Here is a 25817-nt window from a genome sequence, read left to right as displayed (position 1 = left end):
CTTGTGTTAACCGGGTACACTGGATTTAAGGAGAGAGTAGGCGCAGGCGGTTGCAGATCGGTCATAGTTACTGGTTTGAGGAAAGTCCGGACTCCCGAAAGACCAAACTTGCTGGATAACGTCCAGTGCGAGCGATCGTGAGGATAGTGCCACAGAAAGATACCGCCAAAAAAGTTAGGAATTAGAAGTTAGGAGTTAGGAGTTAGGAATTATTAATTATTAACTCTTAACTCTTAACTCATAACTCCTAACTAAATTTGGTAAGGGTGCAAAGGTGCGGTAAGAGCGCACCAGCAGTATCGAGAGGTGCTGGCTCGGTAAACCCCGGTTGGGAGCAAGGCGATAGGAACTACGGTTGGTCTTTTACCAGTTCCGCTCAATGAGAGCCGCTTGAGGCGTTTGGTAACAAACGTCCCAGATAGATAACTGCCCTCGCAAGAGAACAGAACCCGGCTTATGTCCTGCTCTCTCCCCTTTAATGGAGTATGAACCTTTCACGGTTTGTACTCTATTATTTTTTGTACGGGTTTTGTGCGTAAGCGTACCCTTTGGGATCTTGCTACGCGTAGCGTCTCGTAGAGAAGCTCGTCGTAGACATCGCTAATTCATCATCTAAAGCATTTAAAGCATTCCCAATATCTCTAATGCTGTATCCAAATGCCATTTAACCCGATAGAGTCCAAACAGTTTCTCTTGACTGTAACGTGCAGGGTACTCTAACTTCCTTCCCTCCATCGTCACCTTGAGCAATGCTGACTGCTCTGGTGTCGGTGTTCCCATAGCTTCTAGTGTCGCTTCTAGCGCTTCTACTTGAGAAAGCATAGGAGGCTTCAATCCTTTATTTTCTGACACTTGCTTGCAGGCTATAACAGGGAAGGTCAGGAGTGCATTAATGTAGGATGCCTTATCGGCAGGGTTTCCTATTGCTTGGATGCCGTACTGTATCAGACATAAATCGCGTAACGCTCTCAAGCTTTTAACTTCTAATTCTGTGCGCGTAAACATAAAATAGAGTTACCTCTTGTAAAAGTGGAAATCGGTGGTGAACTAGTTTGCAAGACACGAACACCACCGAATTAAACTCTATTCCGTTGTTAACATCGACTTCAAGCTATATTTACGTTTCTATATAAATGGCTAAAGCTAAGGGTAAACCTGAAAATTTTGGAAACCAACCAAGCAAGGAATTAACAGAACAATTGAATTTTCGTGTCACCAAGGAAATGAAGCAAGAAGTCAAAGCTAAAGACGATCCTCCTGAATTTTGCCGTCAAGCTATCCAAGAGAAGCTAGATAGAGAGAAGTAACAAAAAGTTGTTAGAGTAATAGTCCAAGAACTTTAGGAATATAAATTAAATATAGATAGCTAGTTACCTTCCCCTGCTCCCCCTGCCCCCTTCCCCTTATCATGTAATGCCCCTTGCCTATCCACGCCGTCAACGGCAACTTGAAAGTTTAGTCCAAAAATTTGGTTTATCGCTAGAAGCACCTATAAAGTGGGAACTGCTGGATTTAGCGCTAACTCATCCCACTGTCTCTGATTCGGCAAATTATGAACAGCTAGAGTTTGTTGGCGATGCAGTGGTGCGGCTGGTGTCGGCTGTTGTGTTATGGGAAAATTATCCTGATTGTCCAGTAGGGGATTTTGCAGCAATTCGTTCGGTATTGGTAAGCGATCGCATTCTCGCCCAATTGGCCAGAGTTTATGGTTTGGAGTTATACTTACTAGTCGCTGGCAGTGCTACCGCCGATAAAGTTGGTCTAGAGTCACGACTGGCAGATGCTTTTGAAGCAGTTTTGGGTGCGCTTTACTTAAGTACTCAAAATCTGGAATTGATTCGCTCTTGGCTAGATCCTCACTTCCACCAACTAGCCACAGAGATTCGCCTCGATCCTGCCAGACTTAATTACAAAGCTGCTCTCCAAGAATGGACTCAGGCGCAATTTAAAGTTTTACCAGAGTATCGGGTTGTGGAAATCACTCAACCGCATCGCAATCAAGAACGTTTCCTGGCTGAAGTGTGGCTGCACGGAAACAAACTAGGAGTTGGTAAGGGGCGATCGATCAAAACCGCCGAACAAGCCGCAGCTAAAGTAGCTTTTTTAGCAATACCTAAACCGCAAATACCCTGAGCTAAAAAGAAGGGTGATTAGTCGATAATCAGTTGATTGTCAGTGGTAATTTGTCCCTCGTCCTTTGTATACAAATAACTAATGACAAATGACAAATGACAAATGACTAATAACTAATGACAAATAAAATTAATATTGCTGTTATCGGAGTTGGGCGTTGGGGAGTGCATCTGCTACGGAATTTCTTAGCACATCCTCAAGTAAATGTAGTTGCTGTAGTAGACCCTCATCCAGAACGATTAGCGGCGGTTAAACAGCAGTTTAATTTAGAAAAAAATGTATTATTAACAACCCAATGGCAGGATTTAAAGACAGTGCCAGGGTTGACAGGAGTGGCGATCGCCACTCCAGCTACTACCCACTATGCTTTAATTAAAGACGCTCTCCAACAGGGATACCATGTTTTGGCAGAAAAACCCCTAACTCTCAACCTAGCAGAATGTCGGGAACTTTGCCAGTTGGCAGAGCAGCATCATTTAATACTAACGGTTGACCATACTTATTTATTTCACCCAGCAGTTGAGCGAGGAAAAACTGTAGTACAAGCGGGTAAATTAGGTGATTTACGCTATGGCTACGCCACCCGCACGCATTTAGGGCCTGTCCGGCAAGATGTTGATGCACTGTGGGACTTAGCTATTCACGATATTGCTATCTTTAACGCTTGGCTGGGTCAAATTCCTGTGCAAGTACAAGCAACGGGTACAGTGTGGCTACAGGGAGCAGGGGAGCCGGAAAGCAGGGAAGCAGAGGGAAAGAAAGATACAAATTCTCCTCTGCCTCAAGGTTTGGCTGATTTAGTATGGGTAACACTGACATACCCAGATGGCTTTCAAGCTTATATTCATTTGTGCTGGCTGAATCCTGATAAACAGCGACGGCTGGGGATTGTAGGTAGCCTTGGTAGCTTGATTTTTGATGAAATGTCAATATCATCACCCCTAACCCTGCTACATGGTGAGTTTGAACAGCAAGGCAATCAATTTATTCCAGTAAATCAAAGGCAGGTGGTGCTGGAATTAGAAACAGGCGAACCATTGGGGCGGGTTTGCTCCTCCTTTGTTGTCTCTATTCTCAACAATACTCCCTCAGAGATTTCGTCTGGCTGGGTAGGCACACAGTTAGTAGAAATTCTTGCTGCACTAACAGTATCTCTTGAGCAAGGCGGCAAACCTGTTTTTCTTAACAACTGCTCTCAACTGTAATTTTCCGTTAAATAAAACTTATCCAAAGTTTTCCAAATTAGACCTTTATACTACAATCCACGAAGCTCTGAGATTCATCAACGGAGTTCAAAGACTCATTCACGAGTATCAAAGACTCATTCACGAGTATCAAAGACTCGTCCACGAGTATTAAAGACTCGTCCACGAGTATCAAAGACTCATTCACGAGTATTAAAGACTCGTCGGCGAGTATCAAAGACTCGTCGGCGAGTATTAAAGACTCGTCTGCGAGTATTAAAGACTCGTCCGCGAGTATCAAAGACTCATTAATGCAGTTCAAAGGCTCATTAATGGAATTCAAAAGCTCGTTCATGAGTATGTCTCAAAGATTCATCAGGTTTTTGGCGAGTTTTTCGTGAGTCTTGATAAAATCTGAGAACGTATTAGCATGATTATGCACAACCGTATATTTACTATTTTATTTTTAACTCTATCTCTGGCTATCACACCCCAGCTTGTAGTTGCTCAAAACAATATAGAACAGCTATTTCAACAAGGCGACGCTGCCGAAACAGTGGGTAATAATTCCCAAGCAGAGACAATTTGGCGTCAAGTTTTGCAACTTGAACCCAATAATGGCAAAGCTTATAACAATTTAGGAAATGCTTTACGGCGACAGGGGAAACTAGAGGAAGCATTAGCAGCTCACCAGAAAGCATTACAACTCAATCCTAATGACGCCGAAGCTTACGTTGGTATAGGGAATGTGCTAAATGCTCAAGGGAAATCAGAGGAGGCATTAGCATCTCATCATAAAGCCTTGCAACTTAACCCTAACTTAGCAACTGCCTACAATGGTCTCGGCAATGCCCTGAGTGAGCAGAAGAAATTAGATGCAGCAGTTGCCGCCTACGAAAAAGCAATTCAACTCAACCCTAACTTTGCTTATGCTTACATCAATCTCGGCATTGCCCTGAGTGAGCAGAAGAAATTAGATGCAGCAGTTGCCGCCTACCAAAAAGCAATTCAACTCAACCCTAACTATGCTTATGCTTACATCAATCTCGGCATTGCCCTGTATTATCAGAAGAAATTAGATGCAGCAGTTGCCGCCTACCAAAAAGCAATTCAACTCAACCCTAACTATGCTTATGCTTACATCAATCTCGGCAATGCCTTTTATTATCAGAAGAAATTAGATGCAGCAGTTGCCGCCTACCAAAAAGCAATTAAACTCGACCCTAACTATGCTTATGCTTACTACAATCTCGGCATTGCCCTGTATTATCAGAAGAAATTAGATGCAGCAGTTGCCGCCTACCAAAAAGCAATTCAACTCAACCCTAACTATGCTTATGCTTACATCAATCTCGGCAATGCCTTTTATTATCAGAAGAAATTAGATGCAGCAGTTGCCGCTTACCAAAAAGCAATTCAACTCAACCCTAACTATGCTTATGCTTACATCAATCTCGGCAATGCCTTTTATTATCAGAAGAAATTAGATGCAGCAGTTGCCGCCTACCAAAAAGCAATTAAACTCGACCCTAACTATGCTTATGCTTACTACAATCTCGGCATTGCCCTGTATTATCAGAAGAAATTAGATGCAGCAGTTGCCGCCTACCAAAAAGCAATTCAACTCAACCCTAACTATGCTTATGCTTACTACAATCTCGGCATTGCCCTGTATTATCAGAAGAAATTAGATGCAGCAGTTGCCGTCTACCAAAAAGCCCTAACATTACCAGACGATAATTTTGGAATCCTAACCAGCGCTCATACTGTTGCTCACAATGGCTTAGGTTTAATGTTCCTACTGCAAGGGAAACTAAAAGAAGCCATTGACCAGTTTGACAAAGCAGAAAAAATTGATCCCAAGTTTGTCTATACCAGTAATAACAATATAGAAGCAAGACGGTTATTGAGGGAGCAAGAGAATAAATTAGGTAGTGTAGAAGACGATCGCCAATGGTTGCCTAAAGATGATCCAACTGTACCTGTTAAGCGTTCTGTGGTACGCATTACTGCCGAGTTTTCTATCAGGGAACGCCAGGGAACAGAGATTGGCACTGGCGTAGTCATTCACCGAGAAGGCAACCGCACATTAATCCTCACTAATCGTCATGTTATTTTTGATGGCTATGAACAGGGTAAAAATATTCAGGTTGAATTTTTCAGTTCACCGCCGTCAAACCGAGTGCGAATGCGGCGAGATGCCAAGCTGTTCAAAATGACTACAGACGAACAAATCGATTTAGCTGTGTTGGAAGTTACCGATAATCTGCCAGAAGATATCCAACCCTTACCCATCTCCTCAACTGCCATCACCCCGAAAATGCCCATTCGGGTTATTGGTCATTCTGCTCAAAGAGGTGAAGATAAATCTTGGTCTATGGAATCAGGACAAATCAGCTATCAAAACCAGCAATTAGAAATATCTCAAGCTGTACTCAAACCCGGTTATTCTGGCAGTCCTGTAATTGATTTGCAAAATCAACTTTTAGGTATTGTCTTCGCCCAAAAAAAAGGTGAAGGCCGAGATTTGGCTTATCCGATGTCTGAAATTCAAAAACAACTGTCTACCTGGAAAATGAAATAGACGCGATTCATCGCGTCTCTACAAGTGATTCATCACTTTTCTGTTTCTTTAACTTTGAATAAACTATGAATTATAAAATTATTCTTGCCAGCCTATTAATCCTCAGCATCAGCCATCTTCCTGCTGCTGCTTCTTGCCCAGAAGGAAACCCCAAATCTACCGATTATATCCACCGTAAACCACCCAATCGCTGCGAAGGTATCAAAGAAGAAGAATTAAGCGGCAATAGCTTGAACCTGATTTCTATTGCTACCCGAAACTTAACCAGTTTTGACAAAACCCTTACGGTGCAAATTCCCCGCATCAATGGAGGTAAAAATCCTCAAGTAATAGTGAAATCTTTGGGAGATAATTATCATTATCAAATGGATGACTTGTTATTGTCTAATAATGGTTCACGTTTCAGCTTTAGCTGGGATACTTACGTTCTCAGGCAAGCAAAAATCCCAGTTAACAGCCTTCGCGCTGTGGCATTCTATAATCTTGGTTCCCAGCCTGTGTATGTTCCAGTTATTCTAGGGCAAACTTCGGGTAAGTATGAATTTGTCTTTTATTCCCAAGACAGAGTGAGATTTACCAACTTTGAAATCCTCTCCAAAGGTCAACCAGCAATCTATAGCACTTCCCGCCCCAACCCGAAAAAGGGTGAAACTATTTTTACCTGGGATGGTCGCAATGCCCTATCTGGGCGCTATGAACTGCACTACGTTGCTTTTATTGATCGAAGAGATGAACCTAGCGATCGCATCGAAAGGCGAATTGTTTTTGAACATAACCCAAATTGGTTGAAATAAATTATGGCATCTCGGCAAAAAGCCAAACAAAATTTTTCCAACTTCATCAATATTCACCAATGGTTGAATTTTCTGAAAAGAAATTTAACTGCTTTATTTGTAGTCAGTGCTTCCGGGCTAAAGCGCTTACTACGAACAATTTCAAATCATCAAAATTCATTTTTGGTGCTGCTGGTACTTTTATTTTTTACTTTCCTCACCTTTGCCGCTATTGTACCAGGCACTCATATATTTGAAGGTAATATCATTGCTCAAGAAATGAGTTTTGTCTATAACGGAGAAGAATCAAAACTCTTTCTTCAAGATATTTGCGGCATCAATAAACTAGAAAATCAAGGCAGACAAACCCTAACTTTCACAGGAAATTTTCAAAGTGAAACTTGGCCAGAAATTAATAAATTAAACTCTTTAAAAATCCAACTTAAAGACGGCGAGAGTAGATGGATTATGGCGTCGGCTAATCCTCAAGATACCAGTGAAATCAGCCTTGATGAACTACGGTTACAACCAAATACAAAAGTAACTGGATTAAGCTATGACTTTTATCGTAATCAACTGGCTTTTTCTCTGCAACCTAACTCTAATTTTAACCAAAAAATCAACCCAAATATGTTAGACCTAGATTTAGGTGAACAACCAATCAAAGTTATACTAGAAGGTTACGAATTACTAGATTTTAAATTACCAAATCAGCCAGACATCCAAGTACCATTAGAGTTTATTGTCAACCCAAATAATAAAAAAATTAACTTAGAGATAATGCAAAAAACTAGTATTGATATTACTGTAGCTAAAACTCCCAAATATGAATCAGAACAATGGTTTAGAGGAAAGATAAAAACCGAAAATCTACAATTTATAGATGTAGATAGAACTGGTAAAGATGTCAGAGATGATTTAAAAGTTTCTACTATTGTGGAAGGTAAAATCCGCATGGCAGAACAGGAACGAGATATTAAACAAAATCAGTTTCTCATGGGAGAAAACCCTAAGATTCCTCTAAATATTCAAGAAATACGCCATCTGCAAATTGTCCCCAAAAAAGGCATAGAAGCCCGGTTTTATGGAGAAACTAAAGAGATTCAAATCGGTTTAGATCCAGATTTTCCAGTTTCGAGAATACAGGGTAGCTGGTTAGATGGTGTTTTACCTCGTGATGCAATTATTGCGCTGTTCTCTTTTGGCGCTGCTACGGTTGCTAATCTTTTATCTTGGTTATTTAGTAACGCTTCTAAATCAGCGTCAAAACCATAGCGATCGAGTTGATGAATAATTCAAGGTGAAGCGATCGCCAAAAATAGAATTTTGCGGTAATTCATTAGGTGTGTGCTACATCTGAATAAATCGACTTTTGACTAAATTACGTCTTGAAAGTCCCATTTGCACAAACTCCTCCTTTTGGAAGACTTACCAAGATAGTTTGTAAGGGCGAAAGACGAATCTCGCAAGTCTCATTTCCAAATAGCAACTGAGACTTTGGAAGCTTTTCTTTGTCTAGCTCTACTTTTACAGATTTGTTGATCCCCAAAGAGGAACTTCCCCCAGACTCCTGTAGACTGGGATAGCGGCTTGCTTTTACTGGCTCATTCCCAGAGGAGAATCCAAGATCCCCGACATTTGCTTCTTTATTTGGAATAGCTAACAGCGAGATATCAATCAAAGGTAAGGTAATTTTCAATGTCGTACCTTGATGAAGTCCCGCACTCTCAAGAGTAATGCTACCTCCCATGAGTTCGATTAAGTTTCGTGAAATCGCTAGTCCCAGTCCAGTACCTTCAAACTGGCGTGTTGTAGTGCCATTCACCATTACAAAGGGGCGAAATAATTTGTGCTGTTGAGTCGGATCGATACCTATACCTGTATCTTTCACAGCTACTATCACCTGAGATTTACCATTAATAGATTGGATTTCTGTTGCAATGGTGATGCTCCCGGTGTCGGTGAACTTGGTGGCGTTGCCGATAACATTAATCAGCACTTGCTTCAGTTTTCCCGCGTCTGCCTTAATTGGGATCGCTTTGGAAGTTAACTCACATTTCAATTGCAAGCCCTTTTGCTGGACATTAACTGATTGTAAATTAATTACCTCTAACAATAGTTGTCGGAGGTCAATTGGTGTGGAAACAACTGAAAGCTTACCTGCTTCAATTTTAGAAATGTCAAGTAAATCATTAATAATACCTAACAAGTGAATCGTTGTTTCATCGGCACGTTTGAGAAACTCCATTTCTTCTTCCCGGTCATCACATAAACCTTCTTCAACCAGGCGAATACAGTTAATAATAATATTTAATGGGTTTCTCAATTCATGGGAAGTCGTAGCCAAAAACTGGCTTTTAATTTGGTTAGCGCTTTTTGCTTCTTTCCAAGCTATTTCTAATTCTTCCGATCCCGCTTTCAACCGTTCTACCATTTGGTCTAATGCTTGAGCCAGTTGATTGAATTCCCGAATTTGAAAATTGTGCGGAACTGGTTGTGCGGCATGGTGGGAGTGAATATTGAGAGCATAGTCTCGTAATTCTTCTACCGGACGTGCCAAGTAAGGAGCTAAATATAAGGATGCTAACAAACTTGCGCCAATCAAACCAACTGTCAAAACGATCAGAATTAATTTGATTTCCTCTAAACCAAAAAGCGCATTATCGACGCTAGTAACAGCTAAAACTATCCATTTTTGCTGCTGCTGTTGAGTGAGTGGATTTGGAATTGCTGTATAACCAGCGACTAATTCTTTTCCTTCGGTAAAAGATAAATTTATCGAATCGTTTTGTCCCGTAATTGCATTTTTAATTATGCTTTTGATTTGGGAAGCATGAGGGTGCTGATTGATGTTAGTTCCCACCCAATCTGTCAATGGGTGTGCCAAAATTGTGCCATCTTCAGCAATCACTACCATAGCGCCCGTGAGCGATCCCGGCGGATTTTTGGTTTGTTGGGATAATGCAGATTGAATACTTAAGCTGTAAACTGAATTTTTTCGGCTATCAAAGACTGGTGCAGATAAAACTAGTTGCAGTTGCTGATTTTGTGTGTTTCTTTTTCCAGTCATTCCTGCTTTTGGCGGTAAGATTGCTTTGACATCAATTCCCTCACTAGGGAAAGGTAATCTCAATTCGCCAATTTCTCGATCCTCACAGCTACTGGCAATTATTTTGTGGCTTTGGAGATTTGTTAATTGGATGCACTCAATACTAGCTGGAAGTTGTTGCCTTAACTGTGTGAGAATTTCTTGCTCTTGTATAGGCGAATCCGATGGAATCACCGTTGTTTTGCTTACACTCTGCAAATTAGCTTTTAAGATTGCGATCGCATCACCAATTCTCTCCCCTTTACTGATGGCGCTTTCTGTTAAATTTTGCCGTGCAGTTCTCAATATACTAGTACGTGCCTTATTCAAGGCAACAATTTCCCCTACTAGTAAAACTGGGACAAACAGCAACAATATTCTCGTTACTAAAATTCGACGGAAGGAAGATTGGCGGGAATTAGTCATCAAGTGTCTCACTTTGCACCTGCAATCTACAACACCAAAGATATGCAATTAAACTAGCTAGATGAGACATTTTATTAAATTATCAGAATTTTATTTTCAATGTTTAAAAATAACAAATTGCTATAATTCAAAAAGAAACGTGGTATACCAAAACTCGTATATGCTAGATGTAGAAGCGATTTGTGTTGCATATCAATACAGTGGTGAAATATCAAACAGTAGCTTGCAGGTATGGTTTTTTGAAAATCTACATACGACTAAAGTAAATATTAAAACTATCAAATCAATTTAATGTTGCAACATCGTCCTCATACTACAGTTGTTTTAGCAATGAGTGCAGATGGCAAGATAGCAGATTTTAAGCGATCGCCTGCTCGGTTTGGCTCAAGGGTTGATAAAGTGCACTTAGAAAAACAAATTGCTGCCTCTGATGCCGTTTTGTTCGGTGCTAGGACTCTGGATGCTTATGGAACAACACTTACTGTAACCGATCCAACTCTAGTGCAACTCCGGGCGCAAGGAGGGAAGCCTCAGCAACCAGTTCATATAGTGATTACAAACTCTGCAAAGCTTAATCCGGAAATTCACTTTTTTAAGCAACCAGTTAGACGCTGGCTACTCACCACAACAGCAGGGGAATTTTCGTGGAAAGAACGCTTACAGACGCTTCACTCAACTCTGGGAATCAAAGTACAGGAGTACCCTCCAGAATTTGAGAAAATTCTGGTTTTTGAAACACCAACGCGAGAAATTGACATTATCGCAGCTTTGAAGTATCTAGCCACTCTACATATAACACGCTTGGCGATCTTGGGTGGAGGTGAATTAGTCGCTTCTTTGGTGGAATTAGACTTAATTGATGAATTATGGCTAACTGTCTGTCCGCTGATTTTAGGTGGTAATACTGCACCCACACCCGTTGAAGGGAAAGGATTTTTACCTGATTTGGCTCCTAAGTTACAACTCATAGAAGTTCATACAGTTGAGCAAGAGGTGTTTTTGCACTATCGCCTGCAACGACCAGCAGATTAGATTACGCTAAGTTAAGTTATTTATTGGGCATTGGGCAATTCAATTTTGGATTTTGGATTTTAGATTTTGGATTAAATTTCAATCTAAAATCCAAAATCTAAAATCTAAAATTCTTACTCCCCCGCTCCTTACTCCCTACTCCCTACTCCTCTAAGATGGTGGAACAACTTAAGCCTCGCTATTCTGTCGTTTGGACGAACAAAATTGCTGAAGTACCTCAAAATGCCTGGAATGCTTTGGCAATGCCACTCAAAACGCCATTTTTAGAATGGGAGTGGCTGAACAATCTCGAAACTTCCCAAAGTGTTACGGCTAAAACTGGTTGGTTGCCAAATCACCTGACACTGTGGCGAGATAGAACACTGATTGCTGCTGCGCCACTTTATCTTAAAGGACATAGCTCTGGTGAATTTATTTTCGATCACCAATGGGCAGAGTTAGCCGATCGCATCGGAGTCCAATATTACCCAAAATTGCTGGGAATGACACCATTTACCCCAGCAGAAGGTTATCGCTTCTTAATCGCCCCAGGAGAAGATGAAGATGAAATCACAGCGCTGATGGTGCATGAAATTGACACTTTTTGCTCCAAAAATCGGATTTCTGGGTGTCATTTTCTCTACGTCGATCCCCAATGGCGTCCGATGTTAGAACGGCATGGCTTTACAACTTGGCTGCACCACAGCTATATCTGGGAAAATACTGGTTTTAAAACTTTTGATGATTACTTGAAGGTGTTTAACGCCAATCAGCGCCGCAATATCAAGCGGGAACGCAAAGCTGTGGAGAAAGCAGGTTTACGATTGCAACCGTTGAGTGGCGATGAAATTCCTCAGTCTTTGTTTCCTTTGATGCACCAATTCTATGCTGATACGTGTGATAAGTTTGGCTGGTGGGGTAGCAAGTATCTCACACGGAGGTTTTTTGAGCAGCTACACACCGATTATCGTCATCGAGTCTTGTTTGTTGCCGCATATAGCGAAGAAGATAATTCTCATCCTTTAGGAATGTCTTTTTGTTTATTTAAAGATGACAAACTCTATGGACGCTATTGGGGGAGTTTTCAAGAAATAGATTGCTTACATTTTGATGCTTGCTATTATGCGCCGATTGAGTGGGCGATCGCTAACAATATCCAAATTTTTGACCCTGGCGCGGGTGGGCGTCACAAAAAACGGCGCGGTTTCCCCGCTATGCCCAATCACAGTCTGCATCGCTTTTACAATAATCGTTTAGGAAAAATTTTACTTCCCTATATTAAGGAAGTGAATCAACTCGAACAGCAGCAGATTGAGGCAATTAATGCAGAGTTGCCATTTAGTGAGAAAAATACTTGAGAAAAAGGAATCAAAAATATCTGAAAGATATCAAGAAGACTAAGGAAGATAGGAATTACACTTGATATAGAGTGTAAAAACCCTGAAAAAAGAAAATTTCTTTTTATAATGCTTATGGATTTAATAGTTGAAGATTTAGCCGCAATTGATGATAAACTTTCCCAGCGTCATATTGACCTCGATCCTGGTGGATATTTCATTATTTACTTAGATCGAGACGCAGGGTTAATTTATGGCAAGCATTTTACAAATGTGATTGACGATCGCGGTTTAGCAGTCGATCCCGAAACGGGAAAGGTAATTCCAGCGCGAGAAAAGGTAGAACGAACTCATACAACAGTTTTTAGCGCCAGAACGGCGAAAGAACTTTGCGTGAAGATTTTTGAAGAAACTCAGCCCCCTCCTGTAACTCAATTAGATCATGCAGCTTATCTAGGTAGAGAATTTGTCCGGGCTGAGGTAGCTTTAGTTACAGGGCGAGAGTATGTTCAAGATTAAAGTTAGGAGTGAGGAGTTAAAAGTTAAAAGTTAGAAACTCCTAACTCCTAACTCCTAACTCCCCACTCTACAATTACCCATTAGAAGAGGGCTGATTTATCTGATAGATATAGTAAGTTGCCATTGGGATAACGGTGGCAGCAATTAACAATCCTACTACCCAAGCAGTAGCGTTACCTTGATTGGTTTCTTCTGCTTTCTTGTAAGTGCCTTCAACCTGCACATTGTCAGTTATTTGGGGTGGGCCTGGATCGGTTTTACCAGAGAGAACGGCGACAAGGCGATCGCTGGCATCGAGAAATGCCTGGTTGTATTTGTCACCATTGCGTAACGGCACACTTACTGTTTCAGTAGCTACACTCTCGGCAATAGAGTCAGTAAGCAAAGGCTTGACTTGATCCCCAGTAATGATAGCAGTACCATTGGTAACTGTATCAATAACCAATAAAGTTTGATTGGCTTGGGCTGCTTTTGTTGGAAACCATTTTTCAAACAGTTCTTTAGTAAAGCTTTCTGGTGTTTCGCCATAGTCGAGTCGGCGAACAGTAACAATTCTGACTTCCTTATCTGTTTGCTTTGCCAAATCTTTAAAAGCGCTGCTAATCTTGCCTTCATTCAGACGGCTGATGACTTCACCTTGATCCAAAACCCAAGTGTCATTCCCTGCTGTCAGGCTGGGTATTTGATACACACCTGTGGCTAAAGCAGGTGTGGTAAACAGCGAGGCTGCGAAAATAACCGTCACCAAAGGTAGAATTAGCCGGATGAGGTGTTTTTGACTGCTAAAAACTTGTTTGAGGAGCTGTTTCATCGTGTGATCCCTAAGACAGACTTGCACCAAAAATACTACAGAACCACTGCAAAAATCACCTCGTTCCCGATTTTCTTCAGTGTAAAATTTCTGATATTCTCAGCAAATATGTATATTGTACGGGATTTTTGATTACACAAACTTCTGAGGGCGGTTGCAAGCATTCACCTGACGCTAAACCTCTTACTAGTCACAAGAAATACCGCCCATTTTGGGAATTAACCCAAATACTGAGGGCGGAATTTGCAAACCATCTAGAAATCATATCGCATGATTTATATTTTGGTTCAGCAACGCCATATTTTTTCATATCTGCGAGTAGCTTTAGATATCTGAGTGAAAAAGAATGTCAACACGTTATCCTGCTAGCTCTCTACAAGAGTTGTAGACAATGCATATTTAGTTTCTAGAGATGTCTATGTGATAGTTTATATCTGCATTTTTCTGATATTTTAGCTAAATCAATATCATATATACATGACTATACTTTTAACTAACGACGATGGCATTGATGCCCCTGGTATCCAAGCGCTGCTCAAAGCTGTAAACGGCAAAAATTCTATTATCGCCGCTCCTGCCGATCATCAGTCTGGCTGTGGACATCAAGTTACTACTACTCGTGCTATCAACCTCCAGCGACGTTCTGAGACTGAGTATGCGATCGCAGGGACTCCCGCTGATTGTGTGAGAATTGCATTAACACAAATTTACGCAGATGTCAACTTTGTACTTTCAGGTATCAACGCTGGGGGAAACTTGGGAGTCGATGCCTATATTTCTGGCACAGTGGCCGCCGTGCGAGAAGCCGCGATGCACGGTATTCCCGGAGTTGCCATTTCCCACTATCGCAAAGCCAAGCAGAATTTTGATTGGGATTTAGCTGCCAAATTCACAGCTGAAGTTTTAGCGGATTTACTCAAGCGTCCCCTAGAACCAGGAAGCTTCTGGAATGTGAATCTGCCGCATCTGCAACCAGGAGAACCACATCCTGAGATGGTATTTTGCCAAGCCTGTACCAAACCTTTGCCCGTGAACTATCGAATTGAAGGCGATAATTTTTATTATGTAGGAGAATATAGCAAACGCGATCGCACTCCTGGCAGCGATGTAGATGTATGTTTTTCCGGTAATATCGCCGTCACTCAGTTAAGAGTTTGATATCAGCCATCAGTTAATAGTTAACTGTTACCAACTTTTAGTGGGTATTGAGGAGAGCTTGTATAGGGCTATTAATTAATCTTATGGGTATGTGGTGCGATCGCGATCGAAATTTTCAAGGATTTGAAATCTGGTAAAGTTTCAGTGGTACTAAACACTAATTTCAAAAAAAGGAGAAATTTATGCAGTTTCTCAAACTTGTTCTTGTCGCTCTCGTATTGATGGTGAATCTGTTAATTGCTCAACCCTCTTGGGCAGGTAAGGATTTCACTAAGGGGGCTGACTATGCTGAGGTAACTCAGGCACTCAATCAACTTCTAACTCTCAAGAATACACCTGAGCAAGCTGGCTATACACCAGAGCAATTCCAGCAGCGACTAGCACAATTGCAATCTCAGAAAAATGTCATAGAAACAGCTAGAAAGCGGGCGCAGTGCCGCAATGAAACTGGAAAGACTTTGGCAGTCTATGCCAATAAACCAAAAAAAATTCCAACCCAACTCTACTTCCTGGGCGCAGGAACAATCACCGATGATGATTGGGATTGCGATGGTATGTACTTACCCGCAGGTTCTCAAGTGGTTTTAGGCCCAAACGCTCAACCACAACAACTGACCCAACCTATCGCCGTTAAGTTTGTCGATGGCACACAGTCTCTTGCTAGAACCAATCCAGCTACTGGTGCAATTGAATTGAATGTTGAACCTGCCAAAGTATTCAAGGCGGGTGAGAGTAGCTGGTTGCTCCCCACTTTTTCCCAAGCGGATATCGATACGCAAATTCCCACCCCACAACTCATTGACTAAAGAAATGGCATAATTTTAACTGCGATCGCATTTCAGATATACTCTCGAATTTTTCCCTGATTACTTCCGAAGGTGAATACAAAGTATCCTTCAGCGCAGAAAACTTTCTTTGACGAAATTTCCCACCCCTACCATCTTCGATGGTGCCTCCATCCGTGGAACCCTCCTCCAAATCCGAAGTGGAACCCTCTTCCAAATCCGAAGTTGATGCCATAAGTAGGATAGGGCGACACATAGATGGGATAAGGGTTGTAGATGTAAACAGGAGAAGGCGCTACGGTGTAACCATCATCATCACAAATCTGAGTGGTATGTTGCACAATTGTTCTAGGTACAACATTCTCTTGCCCAGCATAAGGTAGATTCAAATAACCATCCTGAAAACCACGAGCGAATTCACCTCCCACAGTCCGAGGTTTATAAGCTTCTCTGTTCCGAGCGCTTTGTTGTCCTTCTCGAAAACCATTTGTATAAGCATTGGGGTGGTTAGCCGCCGAGTTGAGTACCCTATTATCAATAACAGGACGACAGTAAACAACCCTATCAGCTTTAGCGGCTTGGGGAAAAAATAAAGACGTTGAGCCAGCGATTAAGCTAAATATTGCAGCAACAACTATTTTCTTCACAGCTTTTAACCTCATTTATGCTTAATGCTTTAAGCCTGTTAACTTTAATTATAAAACCTGAATTATCAGGTGAGATGAGCCAAAAATCATAAATCCTTTGTCAACATCCTTGCCTTTAGATTAGGGGATTCTAGTCTAAAGTTTTAGGAATACCACGGCGCAATAGTTTATTTATTCTCCCGTGAGTTCCTGTACAATGACCACACCCCAATCGCAATAATATTTTCTGTGATTGTCGTGCTTGCGGTTATGAGTGGATGAATTCAGCATTTGATGTTACTTGTATTCAATGCAGTTGCAAAGATGTAGAGAGTATTTCATCTTAATGGTTTCCCGATGACTAAATCGAAATGCTGATTGAATAGTGCGATGGTGAGGCGAGTAGAGCTTGGATGTTGTTTTGGAAATATAAGCGATCGCCTGACTGCATATCTCCTTTAACAGCAGATTAGGTAGTTGATTATTGATATTAAAAATTCTTATTCTGGTTTACCGAACTAATAAATTAGAGTAAACCGTAATCTTTTTTTAGGTCTAATTAAGTGCGGTAATCATCATTTAATTAGGTGATGATAACCGAATTTACCGGAGTTGGAACCATACTTATTATGAATACATAAGCACAAAACCAAGTGCAAAAACGATTAAACAATAGCTGAAATTTTCTGAGAAAAAGTTATGGTACTAGTTCGTTACAACCCCTGGCAAGAATTGAACGCTTTAGAACGTCACATCAACGGCTTATTAGGAGATACCAAAGTCCCATCTGCACGGCTTGAAAAAGGCTTTGTCAGAGTTCCGGCTGCTGAGTTGCACGAAACTGATGATGCGATTCATCTCAAGCTAGAACTGCCAGGATTGGAAGCTAAAGATTTAGATATTCAAGTCACCCAAGACGCTGTTCACATTAGCGGTGAGCGCAAATCTGAAACTAAAACCCAAGACAAGGGTATTACCAAGAGTGAATTTTATTACGGCAAGTTCCAGCGTGTAATTCCTTTATCTGCTAGGGTTCAAAATACCAATGTCACCGCAGATTATAAAGACGGTATCTTGAATTTGACACTGCCTAAAACCGAGCAAGAAAAGAACAAAGTTGTCAAGGTTAATCTAGAACAACCTGCTGCATAGTGCGAAACTACTCACTTTCAATAATTGATTGAGATAGCTAAAAGCCCAGTTAGAAATGACTGGGCTATAGATATTACTATAATTTTCATAATATTTGCAATATTCTCCTGCATTGAGAGTTTCATCAAGACGAGCCTTGATTTTTGATTTGTTTAGATGTAGCTTCCATAAAATCGATAAAAACTTTTATAAGCTTATGAATTCCCTCACTACCTCCGGCAATTAAACCTCCTGTCAGTAATGCATCTAAACAACGGAAAATAATTACCTGTATGGGATTATCTAAATCAATAACTACAAGTGGTTCGATTGAGCGAATACCTATTGCGCTCATTAAAAGACCGAATAAAAGAGATGTCCATAGAGCAATTGTTCGTGTATCAGATTTATAGGCTGTTTTTTGGCGCTCTTTTTCATTGATATCATCCATTTGTGGCTGGAAAATTTTTAATGGTTCTTGTTGGTTCTGTGTAAAATTTTGGATGATTTGCTGTTCTAAACTCATTCCTTCTGGCGGGAGTCCGCTGATTTGATTAGATTCTAATAATTGCTTCTGTTGAACTTCCATAAGTCTTATCTTTTCAGACAGTAGAGCCTTTTTTTGCTCAATATTAATATCTAATTGTTCGACGAATGGGCCACGCCAAGTAGTTATAAAAACTTCTAAAGAACGCTCTAATAACAAAGAAATAAATAATTGTAATGTGAGTAACTGGACAATATCATTAACTCCAAATGGTTTTAAAACAAAAGGTTTAGATGATAACCAAGTTGACAAAGTTACTACTAGAAAACTAATAATGATTAATACAATAAATAAAGGAGATTCGGGAGAAAGCTTTAGCAACGTATCTATACTCCGGTTTCGCGTCACAATATCTAACACAGCCTGGAGGTGAAAACTACACCTGCTGAGTAACTTAACAACGTTAATTTGATAGAACAGTAAATAATTTATGACTCGTCCCTTATTTCTAAAAGTGTGATGAGTCACGCCGTTGTGGGAGCAGAAAGCATTCTAGTGCTACTATGCATGGGACGACGCTAGAGCAAGTAGCAACCGTAGCACCAACTAAAAACCCCTCCAAGGTGTTGGAGGGGTCAAAGTAATTTTTGCAAATGAGATGGTGATTAGGGGGAGACAGTAGCTTTTCCTGCTCGGTTAGGCATTTTCTTGTCAAAACAACCAAATGATAGTACAGCATTTTATAAATCCATTACGAACCTCTGTAAGTCTGTACTTAGTAAGATAAATCATTAGTGCTGTTGTCTGATGTCAACTGCAACTTGACAGCGTTTAGATAACCTTTATCATTCAAAGCTTGTGCTGGTAACTTTTTAGGGTTAACAGCAGTCTTAACCACATTTAATCCAGTCAGGTTTCCTGTTTGGTATTGAGATACCAAAGCGCTACCGCTAAGACTACCCTGTGCAGCATCAAAAGGTTTGAGGTAGCTGACGTTAGATGAATTGTTAGAATTGATAGCTATAGGTTCGCCACTATTGTTAGTAGCTATTTGAGTACCACCGATTCTAGGCAATAAAGCAATAGAAGTAACAATGAGTACAGAATCAATCAAGATAGAGAGTTTCATAGGATTATCCTTATTTATAGTAAAGTGCAATTAGTGTTCTTGAGTAATAGAGTCTTATTTTTTATCTGTCTTAACTTCCTGCACCCAGTTCACCTGAACGGTTGATTTGCTCCTCACCCATTCGGGTGATTGCATCCTACGGTTCATTCAAAGTTGCTAAGACCCATCATCTGATAAGCAAGAACAGCACTATCAAAGGTTTTGAGGCAATTGATATCTGTGGAATCGTTGCGTAAAGTATTAGATTTGATAGCTGTGTCGATTAATGTGCCACTCTTGCCATGAGTAGCTATTTGAGTCCTAGCGATTCTAGGTAGGACACTAGAATCAACAATGTGTGCAAAATTAAGCCAAGGAAAGAGTTTCATCATTGATGTTGTGTTGGTTAATAAATCGAGAGCTAAGTTCAGGACAAACTTGAACAGATATATATTTAACTGAGGTTATCTAAAAATTTATGCAACGCTGTTACTCAGTTGTAGACATAGCCCAACTGAGGCATCGTATTTCTAGGTTATCCCTTCAACAGCAGATTTATTGATTTAGTATGATTGAATCTAATTTGTCTATTCGGGTTTACCGAACAGACAAATTAGAGTAAACCGTAAAAATTTTTCTATCTAATTTGGTGCGGCAATCATCAATTAGTTGGTGTCAAAAACCGAATTTACAGCAGCTTTAACTCTACATAATATGAATATGTAAGCACAAGGTGAAGTGCAAAATTTATTAAACAATCCTAACTAAGACGAGGAAAAGTTATGACACTAGTTCGTTGGAATCCTTGGAGAGAAATTGACACTCTACAACACCAAATAAATAGTTTATTTGAAGATACCAGACTACCATCTGCATTGTTTGACAAAAGCTTAAGTAAAGTTCCTGCTGCTGAAATTCAAGAAACTGAAGATGCGATTCATCTGAAGATAGAACTGCCAGGAATAGAAGCTAAAGACCTGGATGTGCAAGTCACAGAAAATGCTGTTTACGTTAGCGGTGAGCGGAAATCCGAAACGAAAACAGAGGAAAAAGGTGTTACCAGAAGTGAGTTTCATTACGGTAAATTTCAACGCGTAATTCCTCTATCGGCTCGGATTAAAAATACTGACGTTACGGCAGATTATAAAGATGGCATCTTGAATCTGATACTGCCTAAAACTGAGCAAGAAAAGAACAAAGTCGTCAAGGTGAATTTGGAACAATCTGCTAACTAATGGTTTGCTTGCGATGTTTACGACGGGCTACGCCTACGCACTACTTTACCTGCAATGATTGATTGAAATAGTTAAGAGCTTGGTCATGTAAATGACCGAGCTTTTTTATTAGCATTTTAGTATTCAAAAAAAGTACTAAAGACTTTCGAGATTTTTAAGCACCTCTGTGGCTGACTGATATCGTTGAGTGAAGTCGAAATGTACCATTTTATTTAAAATCATCACTAACTCGTCTGTAGCGTCAGTTAATTCGCGCCAATGTTGCCAAATTTGTTGATTAGCATCAGCTTGGCTTTGGATAATTATTTCACCAGTATTTGTATCTCTACGAAATTCTCTAGGTTCTACCCCAGTTAAACCTTGTATTCCCATAATTCCCAAGGCATAAATATCGCTGTTGAGTTTTGGCAACCCGCTCATTTGTTCAGAAGGTGCATAATTAGGAGTGCCAATTGAAATTGTCTGAGCTTCTTGCTGCTGGGGTTGAATCTGCTTAACAGCGCCAAAGTCAATTAAAACAATGTGCCGGTCTGATTCTCGCTTAATTAAGTTACTAGGTTTGATATCTCGATGGATTACACCATAGCTATGAACAAAAACCAGCACGTTTAAAACTTCTTTGAGTATCTCCACAACCTCAGCTTGTTTTAGTCGCTTTCCAGTAGCTAACTCTTTATCCATAGCGTGACCTCGAACAAATTCTTGCACTAAAGAAAATTGCCGATTTTCTTCAAAAAAAGCTAGCAGTTGAGGAATTTGTGGGTGCTTACCCAAAGTTTCTAAAATTTCTGCTTCAGCGTCGAATAGTCGTCTGACAACATTTAAATATTCTGCATCTTGGCGAGGAGGTCGCAACTGTTTAACCACACACTGTGGATTACCAGGACGCTGGATATCATCAGCTAAATAAGTATTGCTAAATCCTCCAGAACCCAAGGGTTGAGTAATTTTGTAGCGGTTGTTTAGTATCGTTCCTATTGCAATTTCTTGCCCAATAGAATCAACAATTACGGTTGGCGCTTCATTTGAGGCGTTGCCGCGCTGCCGTAAAAGACCTTGCAATTCTAGAATTAATTGTTGGTGTTCTTGAACCCTTTGGGTAATTTCTTTTTGCTCTTGCTTGGTTTGATAAGCACTATAGGCAAGGACACTGGCGGCGGTAAATACTAACCCCAACGCCGGAGGTATGACTGGGAACCATGCAGCTTGGTTAAAAATGACAAAATTGGCTCCAAATAATACTGCCAGAGCTGTTACTGCTGCCAATCCTAAGCCTAGCGGATGTTGAATCCGCCATACCAGCAACCCACCAACTACAGTCCATCCCCATATCCAAAGGACTTTACTCCACTCAGGTAAAAACCAAAATAGAGGTTGTTTGTTCAGAACAGCACTGAGAATTTGACTAACGCTGTGGGCATGAATTTCAATTCCAGCCATTTTGCCAGAATTATCTGACTTACCGCTAGCAAAGGGCGTATTAAAAATATCATTTAAACTATTGGCTGTTGAACCAATCAAAACGATGCGGTCTTTAACTAAATCTGGTTTAACTTGATTTGCAAGTACTTCTGTAATAGTTACCTGCTGGGCAACCTGATGACCAGAACGGTAATTAAGCAGGATTTGGTAGCCATTGGTATCTGCTTTTTCATAGCCGCCAGCGTTACTTTGCAGGGGTTTAAATACAGTATTACGTAGTTGTAGTTCCTTTTTGGGGGTAAATTCTAGTTGGATGCCTCCAACTTCTAAATATTTGAGCGCTAGTTGTAAGCTAAAAGAATAGGTACTTTGACAAGAATCGGACTCCTCTGCACCTACCAATAAAAGGTTGCGGCGAATTGTGGCATCAGTATCTTCTACGACATCATTAAATCCTACTCGCTCTGCTTCAACGCCTTTTGGGGGTGCTATCCCCGGATTGTTAGAACCCGCATGTTTGCAAATGGGAATGATGATATCGCTCTGTTGTAGGCGTTGCAGTAGCTTGTCATGACCAGGCGGTACTGGTAAGTCACGAAAAATATCTAGACCAATGACTCGCGGTTGATATTCTTCAAGTTTGCCTAATAGTCGGTCTAGAAGTTCGCTAGACAGGGGCCAATTCCATTTTTGGATATCTTTTTCAGTTAAAGCAACAATCAACAAACGAGTGTCTGGGCCTGAGTCGGCACGTAATTGCATCATTTGGTCGTAGACTTTCATTTCTAGAGGCTCGAAAACCCCCAGTTTTTGAATTCCTACTAACAGAAGTGTTGCGATCGCACTTGAAACAATAACTGGCTGTCTAAATAAACTTTTAAAACTTACAACCATTTTTGCAATCGATTTTACTTTAAAATATACGTATATTTTGAGATTATTTTTTAATATCGAAATTATTCTACGCAATTTGCAACTTTTCAAAAAATATAGTCATCATATTTTACTTGTAAACCTCAACAGACTCAAATCCCCGACAACTTTTACGAAGTCGGGGATATTTTTGTTCATAACTCATTTATAATTGTTATATATGTTTCAGATAATGCACAATCGCCTCTGCCGTTGCCAAATTAGTAGCCAATAAAACTTGATTAATAGTGCATAATCTTAACAGCGCTTCTTCATTTGCTTGACCAGGCTGAGGTTGCAGCAAATCTCGCAAGAAAATAACTGCTACAATTTCTCCGGCTCCAACCAATGAAGCAATTGTTTGATATCCTCCAGAAGTTGGTGCGGGGGTTTGTTGACTAATAGTTATCCCTGCCTGCTGATGTAAAAGTTCACTAACAGATGGCCAGGTAATTGTAAAACTCTGCGAGAAAAATTCCTGATGTTCCAAAACCAACTCAGCAAGTTCTGATTTCTTGCTTTCATGAGCAATCAGTACTATATTTCTTTCAATGATTGCTTGAGGAGGCTCACTAACATTTGTTTCTTCTGGAGTTTCATCAAAACGATCTTCTTTTACTTCAGGAATTGCTTCAATAGTTTGACTGATGCTCTCAGTAGCTCCACTTTCTGTTGTTTCCAAAGACGGAATATCAGTTGAGTCAGAAATGTTACTTATTTGTGCAGCAACACCATCAACATATAGACTAACTTCTTCAGTACTTGCATTATTCAAATCAATGTATTGATTGCTTAAAACTTCCGCAACGGCATCATCAGGTGCAGTTGATGCTTCAGAAACTTCGCTTATTGTTTCATCCACCGCAGAAGTAGGTTCTAATTCGTCAACATCTGCGCTGTCTGCTGCTGTAACTGACCTATCCCAATCTATTGCTTCATCAATGATATCCCGTGTAACTTGGCTCTGTTCCTCTGCTGCTTGTGGCTGAATCTCTTCGTTTTCAACAACTTCACTGGTTTCTTCTACTACTGGCGTCTCCAAATTCACTACTTCATCGTGAGTAGTTTCATCAATGATATCCCGTGTAACTTGGCTCTGCTCCTCTGCTGCTTGTGGCTGAATCTCTTCGTTTTCAACAACTTCACTGGTTTCTTCTACTACTGGCGTATCCAAATTCACTACTTCATCGTGAGTAGTTTCGGGAATGTCGCTTTCCTCCTCAGATACATGGTGGAAAATATCGCGCGGCTGGACGGAGGTAACTTCTGCTGCTAGTGCTGCCTCCAACTCTGCATTTTCATTGTAGGTAGTTTCTGGAGTGGCGCTTTGTACAGGAACTTCGTTGAAAATATCACGTGGCTGTACGAAGGTAACTTCTGCTGCTAGTGCTGCCTCTAACTCTGCATCCTCGTCATAGGTAGTGTCTGGAGTAGCACTTATATCACGCTGTTGTACGAAAGTAGATTCTGTCGCCAGTGCTGCTTCAAAATCTACAGCCTCATCGTGGCTAGCTTCTGGAAGAATACTTTCCTCTTCAGGAGTTTCAATGATGTTTTCAGGTGCAGCTATGGCGTTATCAGGTTCAGTCAAAGAAACTTCTGAGGCTTCGCTGACTTCTGGAACTTCGACTTCCTCACTATCGGCGCTGACTTCTGGTGTAACTAATGTCCGCAAATCCACAATATCATCACGAACATTGTGTGGAACTTCGCTAACTGCTTCTGGTGGCTGAATGATGTTTTCAGGGGCGATTCTCTCAACAACCGGAATGACATCATCAGGTTGAGTAGCAACGACTTCCTTAATTTCGCTGATTTCTGGGGAAGGAGGTGCTTCTACTCCGGAACTAATTGGCGGTGGAACTTCGCTAACTACCTCTGCGGCTGGATTAACAACATTGGCAGCGCTGACATTTTCAGGCGATCGCGATCGAGAAAACAGTGAAGGATCTATAATCCTAAAGACTGTCTCTGGTTGCTCATAAACGGGAGCAACTGCCTCCAAAATCAAAACATAATCTGCAATCCGAATAATATCTCCATCACTCAAAGAATATGGTCGATCTTTTTCAGCCTGTTTCCCATTAACTATTGAGCCATTTCTACTACCAAGGTCAGAGAAGTAGTAATTTCCACTTTTAACAAAAAACTTAGCATGTACCCGACTGATATCAGGGCTGTCTAGGATTAAATCAGAATCAGGAGAACGGCCTATTATCCATTCTCCTCTCGTTGGAGTTTCTGTGGTAAGGTCTACTTCATTGACTTCACTTAAATTTGGTGAGTAGCTAACTTTTACTTTCATATTAATTTTTGGTTAATTTTATTGATTTCTGCCACCCAGCGCTGACGGGTAGTATGTTCTAAATTTAAAATATCATCTTGTGACCAGTGGAAATGATAAGCAATATAAGCTACCTCCTCATATAAAGTATCAGAGGGGTAGCTTACGACTCCCCCGCTAGTTCTAGCTCCACTGAAAATTGAGTATTGCAATGGGGACATTGTGTCGGAATGTGTACATTGCCTTGTTGATTGATTCGATTGTAAAATTCTCGAAGATAGGCAATGTCATGTAGGAGAAGTCCTTCGAGTAAATCAGGACTAACAGAATTGAAACTGCCCAAGCGAGTAATAACCCGTGCCAGCATTACCAAAACACCGTAAGCCGGATTTTCTTGAACTTTGCGCTCTTGTTGCACCAAAATTTCATCTTTAGCGGTGGCTAAACGCATCACCCCATGACGATGTACTCGTTGTTCGCCATCACTCAATCCTCTAGGAAGAGTGAAAGCAAATTCTGTGCAGAGAGTATCCTTTTTACGGCGCATAGGTTATTGAATTTGGGCATTGGGTATGAGTCTCTGACTGGTTCCTAGCCTGAAGGCTGGGAATCTATTCTGGGAGGCTCCGCCTCCTCTTTGTTGATAAGAGGTAGAACCTCTGGGAATACATTCCCAGCCTTCAGGCTGGGAACGAGGCTAATGAGTCTTTGAATTCCATTAATGAGCCTTTGATACTCATTAATGAGGCTTTGAACTCCTTTAATGAGCCTTTGATACTCATTAATGAGTCTTTGAACTCCTT

The 25817-nt window shown here is 40.7% G+C and carries 24 protein-coding genes, 1 other RNA gene and 1 pseudogene; 14 read left to right on the top strand and 12 right to left on the bottom strand.

What is annotated here, in order from left to right:
- Nucleotides 1–32 precede the first annotated feature (32 nt).
- An RNA gene (rnpB, locus tag RMZ42_RS04995) (RNase P RNA component class A) lies at nucleotides 33–473 on the top strand.
- Between the two features lie 148 nt (nucleotides 474–621).
- On the opposite strand, the gene RMZ42_RS04990 is transcribed toward rnpB, so the two are convergent.
- Complete coding sequence (locus RMZ42_RS04990; RefSeq protein WP_322670350.1) at nucleotides 622–1005, bottom strand: hypothetical protein; 384 nt, start codon at nucleotides 1003–1005, stop codon at nucleotides 622–624.
- Nucleotides 1006–1133: 128 nt separating this feature from the next.
- On the opposite strand from RMZ42_RS04990, the gene RMZ42_RS04985 reads away from it, so the two are divergent.
- The 6 genes from RMZ42_RS04985 to RMZ42_RS04960 all read left to right on the top strand — a co-directional run bounded on the left by RMZ42_RS04985 (nucleotide 1134) and on the right by RMZ42_RS04960 (nucleotide 7949).
- Complete coding sequence (locus tag RMZ42_RS04985) at nucleotides 1134–1307, top strand: hypothetical protein (RefSeq protein WP_289798473.1); 174 nt, start codon at nucleotides 1134–1136, stop codon at nucleotides 1305–1307.
- 106 nt (nucleotides 1308–1413) lie between these two features.
- A complete protein-coding gene (gene rnc, locus RMZ42_RS04980) occupies nucleotides 1414–2133 on the top strand; it encodes a ribonuclease III (RefSeq protein ID WP_322670349.1) in 720 nt (239 codons plus the stop codon).
- A 116-nt stretch (nucleotides 2134–2249) separates the two neighbouring features.
- Entirely contained in the window at nucleotides 2250–3338 is a 1089-nt protein-coding gene (locus tag RMZ42_RS04975) for a Gfo/Idh/MocA family oxidoreductase (protein WP_322670348.1), read from the top strand.
- 415 nt (nucleotides 3339–3753) lie between these two features.
- The gene (locus tag RMZ42_RS04970) at nucleotides 3754–5901 is read left to right on the top strand and encodes a tetratricopeptide repeat protein (protein ID WP_322670347.1); all 2148 of its coding nucleotides are present in this window, start codon (nucleotides 3754–3756) and stop codon (nucleotides 5899–5901) included.
- A gap of 65 nt (nucleotides 5902–5966) precedes the next feature.
- On the top strand, nucleotides 5967–6695 hold the full coding sequence (locus RMZ42_RS04965) for a hypothetical protein (protein ID WP_322670346.1): 729 nt from the start codon (nucleotides 5967–5969) through the stop codon (nucleotides 6693–6695).
- Between the two features lie 3 nt (nucleotides 6696–6698).
- On the top strand, nucleotides 6699–7949 hold the full coding sequence (locus tag RMZ42_RS04960; protein ID WP_322670345.1) for a hypothetical protein: 1251 nt from the start codon (nucleotides 6699–6701) through the stop codon (nucleotides 7947–7949).
- 106 nt (nucleotides 7950–8055) lie between these two features.
- On the opposite strand, the gene RMZ42_RS04955 is transcribed toward RMZ42_RS04960, so the two are convergent.
- Nucleotides 8056–10188: an ATP-binding protein gene (locus RMZ42_RS04955; protein WP_322670344.1), complete on the bottom strand. Its 2133-nt coding sequence runs from the start codon at nucleotides 10186–10188 to the stop codon at nucleotides 8056–8058.
- 291 nt (nucleotides 10189–10479) lie between these two features.
- Between RMZ42_RS04955 and RMZ42_RS04950 the strand changes: the two genes are divergently transcribed.
- From RMZ42_RS04950 to RMZ42_RS04940, 3 genes are all read left to right on the top strand, one after another.
- Nucleotides 10480–11220, top strand: coding sequence for a RibD family protein (locus tag RMZ42_RS04950; RefSeq protein WP_322670343.1), 741 nt, complete (start codon nucleotides 10480–10482; stop codon nucleotides 11218–11220).
- 155 nt (nucleotides 11221–11375) lie between these two features.
- Nucleotides 11376–12557, top strand: a complete 1182-nt coding sequence (locus RMZ42_RS04945; protein ID WP_322670342.1) for a GNAT family N-acetyltransferase — start codon at nucleotides 11376–11378, stop codon at nucleotides 12555–12557.
- 114 nt (nucleotides 12558–12671) lie between these two features.
- The gene (locus tag RMZ42_RS04940; RefSeq protein ID WP_322670341.1) at nucleotides 12672–13055 is read left to right on the top strand and encodes a DUF4346 domain-containing protein; all 384 of its coding nucleotides are present in this window, start codon (nucleotides 12672–12674) and stop codon (nucleotides 13053–13055) included.
- Between the two features lie 73 nt (nucleotides 13056–13128).
- Here the strand turns inward: RMZ42_RS04940 and psb32 are convergent, their stop codons facing one another.
- Nucleotides 13129–13866 carry a photosystem II repair protein Psb32 gene (psb32, locus tag RMZ42_RS04935; RefSeq protein WP_322670340.1) on the bottom strand — a complete coding sequence of 246 codons (738 nt, stop codon included), beginning with the start codon at nucleotides 13864–13866 and terminating at the stop codon, nucleotides 13129–13131.
- Between the two features lie 477 nt (nucleotides 13867–14343).
- Here psb32 and surE point away from each other — a divergent pair, with 477 nt between their 5' ends.
- Both surE and RMZ42_RS04925 read left to right on the top strand, forming a co-directional pair.
- Nucleotides 14344–15024 (top strand): 5'/3'-nucleotidase SurE, encoded by a 681-nt coding sequence (gene surE / locus RMZ42_RS04930; protein WP_322670339.1) that lies wholly within the window; start codon nucleotides 14344–14346, stop codon nucleotides 15022–15024.
- Between the two features lie 182 nt (nucleotides 15025–15206).
- Entirely contained in the window at nucleotides 15207–15830 is a 624-nt protein-coding gene (locus RMZ42_RS04925; protein ID WP_322670338.1) for a hypothetical protein, read from the top strand.
- A gap of 128 nt (nucleotides 15831–15958) precedes the next feature.
- Here RMZ42_RS04925 and RMZ42_RS04920 read toward each other — a convergent pair whose 3' ends face one another.
- A complete protein-coding gene (locus RMZ42_RS04920; RefSeq protein WP_322670337.1) occupies nucleotides 15959–16456 on the bottom strand; it encodes a hypothetical protein in 498 nt (165 codons plus the stop codon).
- 678 nt (nucleotides 16457–17134) lie between these two features.
- On the opposite strand from RMZ42_RS04920, the gene RMZ42_RS04915 reads away from it, so the two are divergent.
- Entirely contained in the window at nucleotides 17135–17587 is a 453-nt protein-coding gene (locus tag RMZ42_RS04915) for an Hsp20/alpha crystallin family protein (protein WP_322670336.1), read from the top strand.
- A 124-nt stretch (nucleotides 17588–17711) separates the two neighbouring features.
- Here the strand turns inward: RMZ42_RS04915 and RMZ42_RS04910 are convergent, their stop codons facing one another.
- The 3 genes from RMZ42_RS04910 to RMZ42_RS04900 form a co-directional block, all read right to left on the bottom strand.
- Nucleotides 17712–18365: a hypothetical protein gene (locus RMZ42_RS04910; protein WP_322670335.1), complete on the bottom strand. Its 654-nt coding sequence runs from the start codon at nucleotides 18363–18365 to the stop codon at nucleotides 17712–17714.
- Nucleotides 18366–18828: 463 nt separating this feature from the next.
- The gene (locus tag RMZ42_RS04905) at nucleotides 18829–19182 is read right to left on the bottom strand and encodes a hypothetical protein (protein ID WP_322670334.1); all 354 of its coding nucleotides are present in this window, start codon (nucleotides 19180–19182) and stop codon (nucleotides 18829–18831) included.
- A 143-nt stretch (nucleotides 19183–19325) separates the two neighbouring features.
- Nucleotides 19326–19553 (bottom strand): hypothetical protein, encoded by a 228-nt coding sequence (locus RMZ42_RS04900; RefSeq protein ID WP_322670333.1) that lies wholly within the window; start codon nucleotides 19551–19553, stop codon nucleotides 19326–19328.
- Nucleotides 19554–19943: 390 nt separating this feature from the next.
- Between RMZ42_RS04900 and RMZ42_RS04895 the strand changes: the two genes are divergently transcribed.
- A complete protein-coding gene (locus tag RMZ42_RS04895) occupies nucleotides 19944–20396 on the top strand; it encodes an Hsp20/alpha crystallin family protein (protein WP_322670332.1) in 453 nt (150 codons plus the stop codon).
- A 135-nt stretch (nucleotides 20397–20531) separates the two neighbouring features.
- On the opposite strand, the gene RMZ42_RS04890 is transcribed toward RMZ42_RS04895, so the two are convergent.
- From RMZ42_RS04890 to RMZ42_RS04870, 5 genes and pseudogenes are all read right to left on the bottom strand, one after another.
- Nucleotides 20532–22712 carry a CHASE2 domain-containing serine/threonine-protein kinase gene (locus RMZ42_RS04890; RefSeq protein ID WP_322670331.1) on the bottom strand — a complete coding sequence of 727 codons (2181 nt, stop codon included), beginning with the start codon at nucleotides 22710–22712 and terminating at the stop codon, nucleotides 20532–20534.
- 193 nt (nucleotides 22713–22905) lie between these two features.
- Entirely contained in the window at nucleotides 22906–25035 is a 2130-nt protein-coding gene (locus tag RMZ42_RS04885) for an FHA domain-containing protein (RefSeq protein WP_322670330.1), read from the bottom strand.
- Nucleotides 25032–25235 (bottom strand): DUF6760 family protein, encoded by a 204-nt coding sequence (locus RMZ42_RS04880; RefSeq protein ID WP_322670329.1) that lies wholly within the window; start codon nucleotides 25233–25235, stop codon nucleotides 25032–25034. Before RMZ42_RS04880 ends, RMZ42_RS04885 begins: the two co-directional genes overlap by 4 nt.
- On the bottom strand, nucleotides 25178–25561 hold the full coding sequence (locus RMZ42_RS04875) for a hypothetical protein (RefSeq protein ID WP_094347971.1): 384 nt from the start codon (nucleotides 25559–25561) through the stop codon (nucleotides 25178–25180). The genes RMZ42_RS04880 and RMZ42_RS04875 overlap by 58 nt, the downstream gene beginning before the upstream one ends.
- Before the next feature lie 44 nt (nucleotides 25562–25605).
- Nucleotides 25606–25817 (bottom strand): annotated as a pseudogene (locus RMZ42_RS04870) (hypothetical protein); the annotation flags it as partial.

It is taken from the genome of Nostoc sp. DedQUE05, from assembly GCF_034530955.1.
Classification (GTDB): domain Bacteria; phylum Cyanobacteriota; class Cyanobacteriia; order Cyanobacteriales; family Nostocaceae; genus Nostoc.
This window is presented reverse-complemented; position numbering and strand designations above follow the sequence as displayed.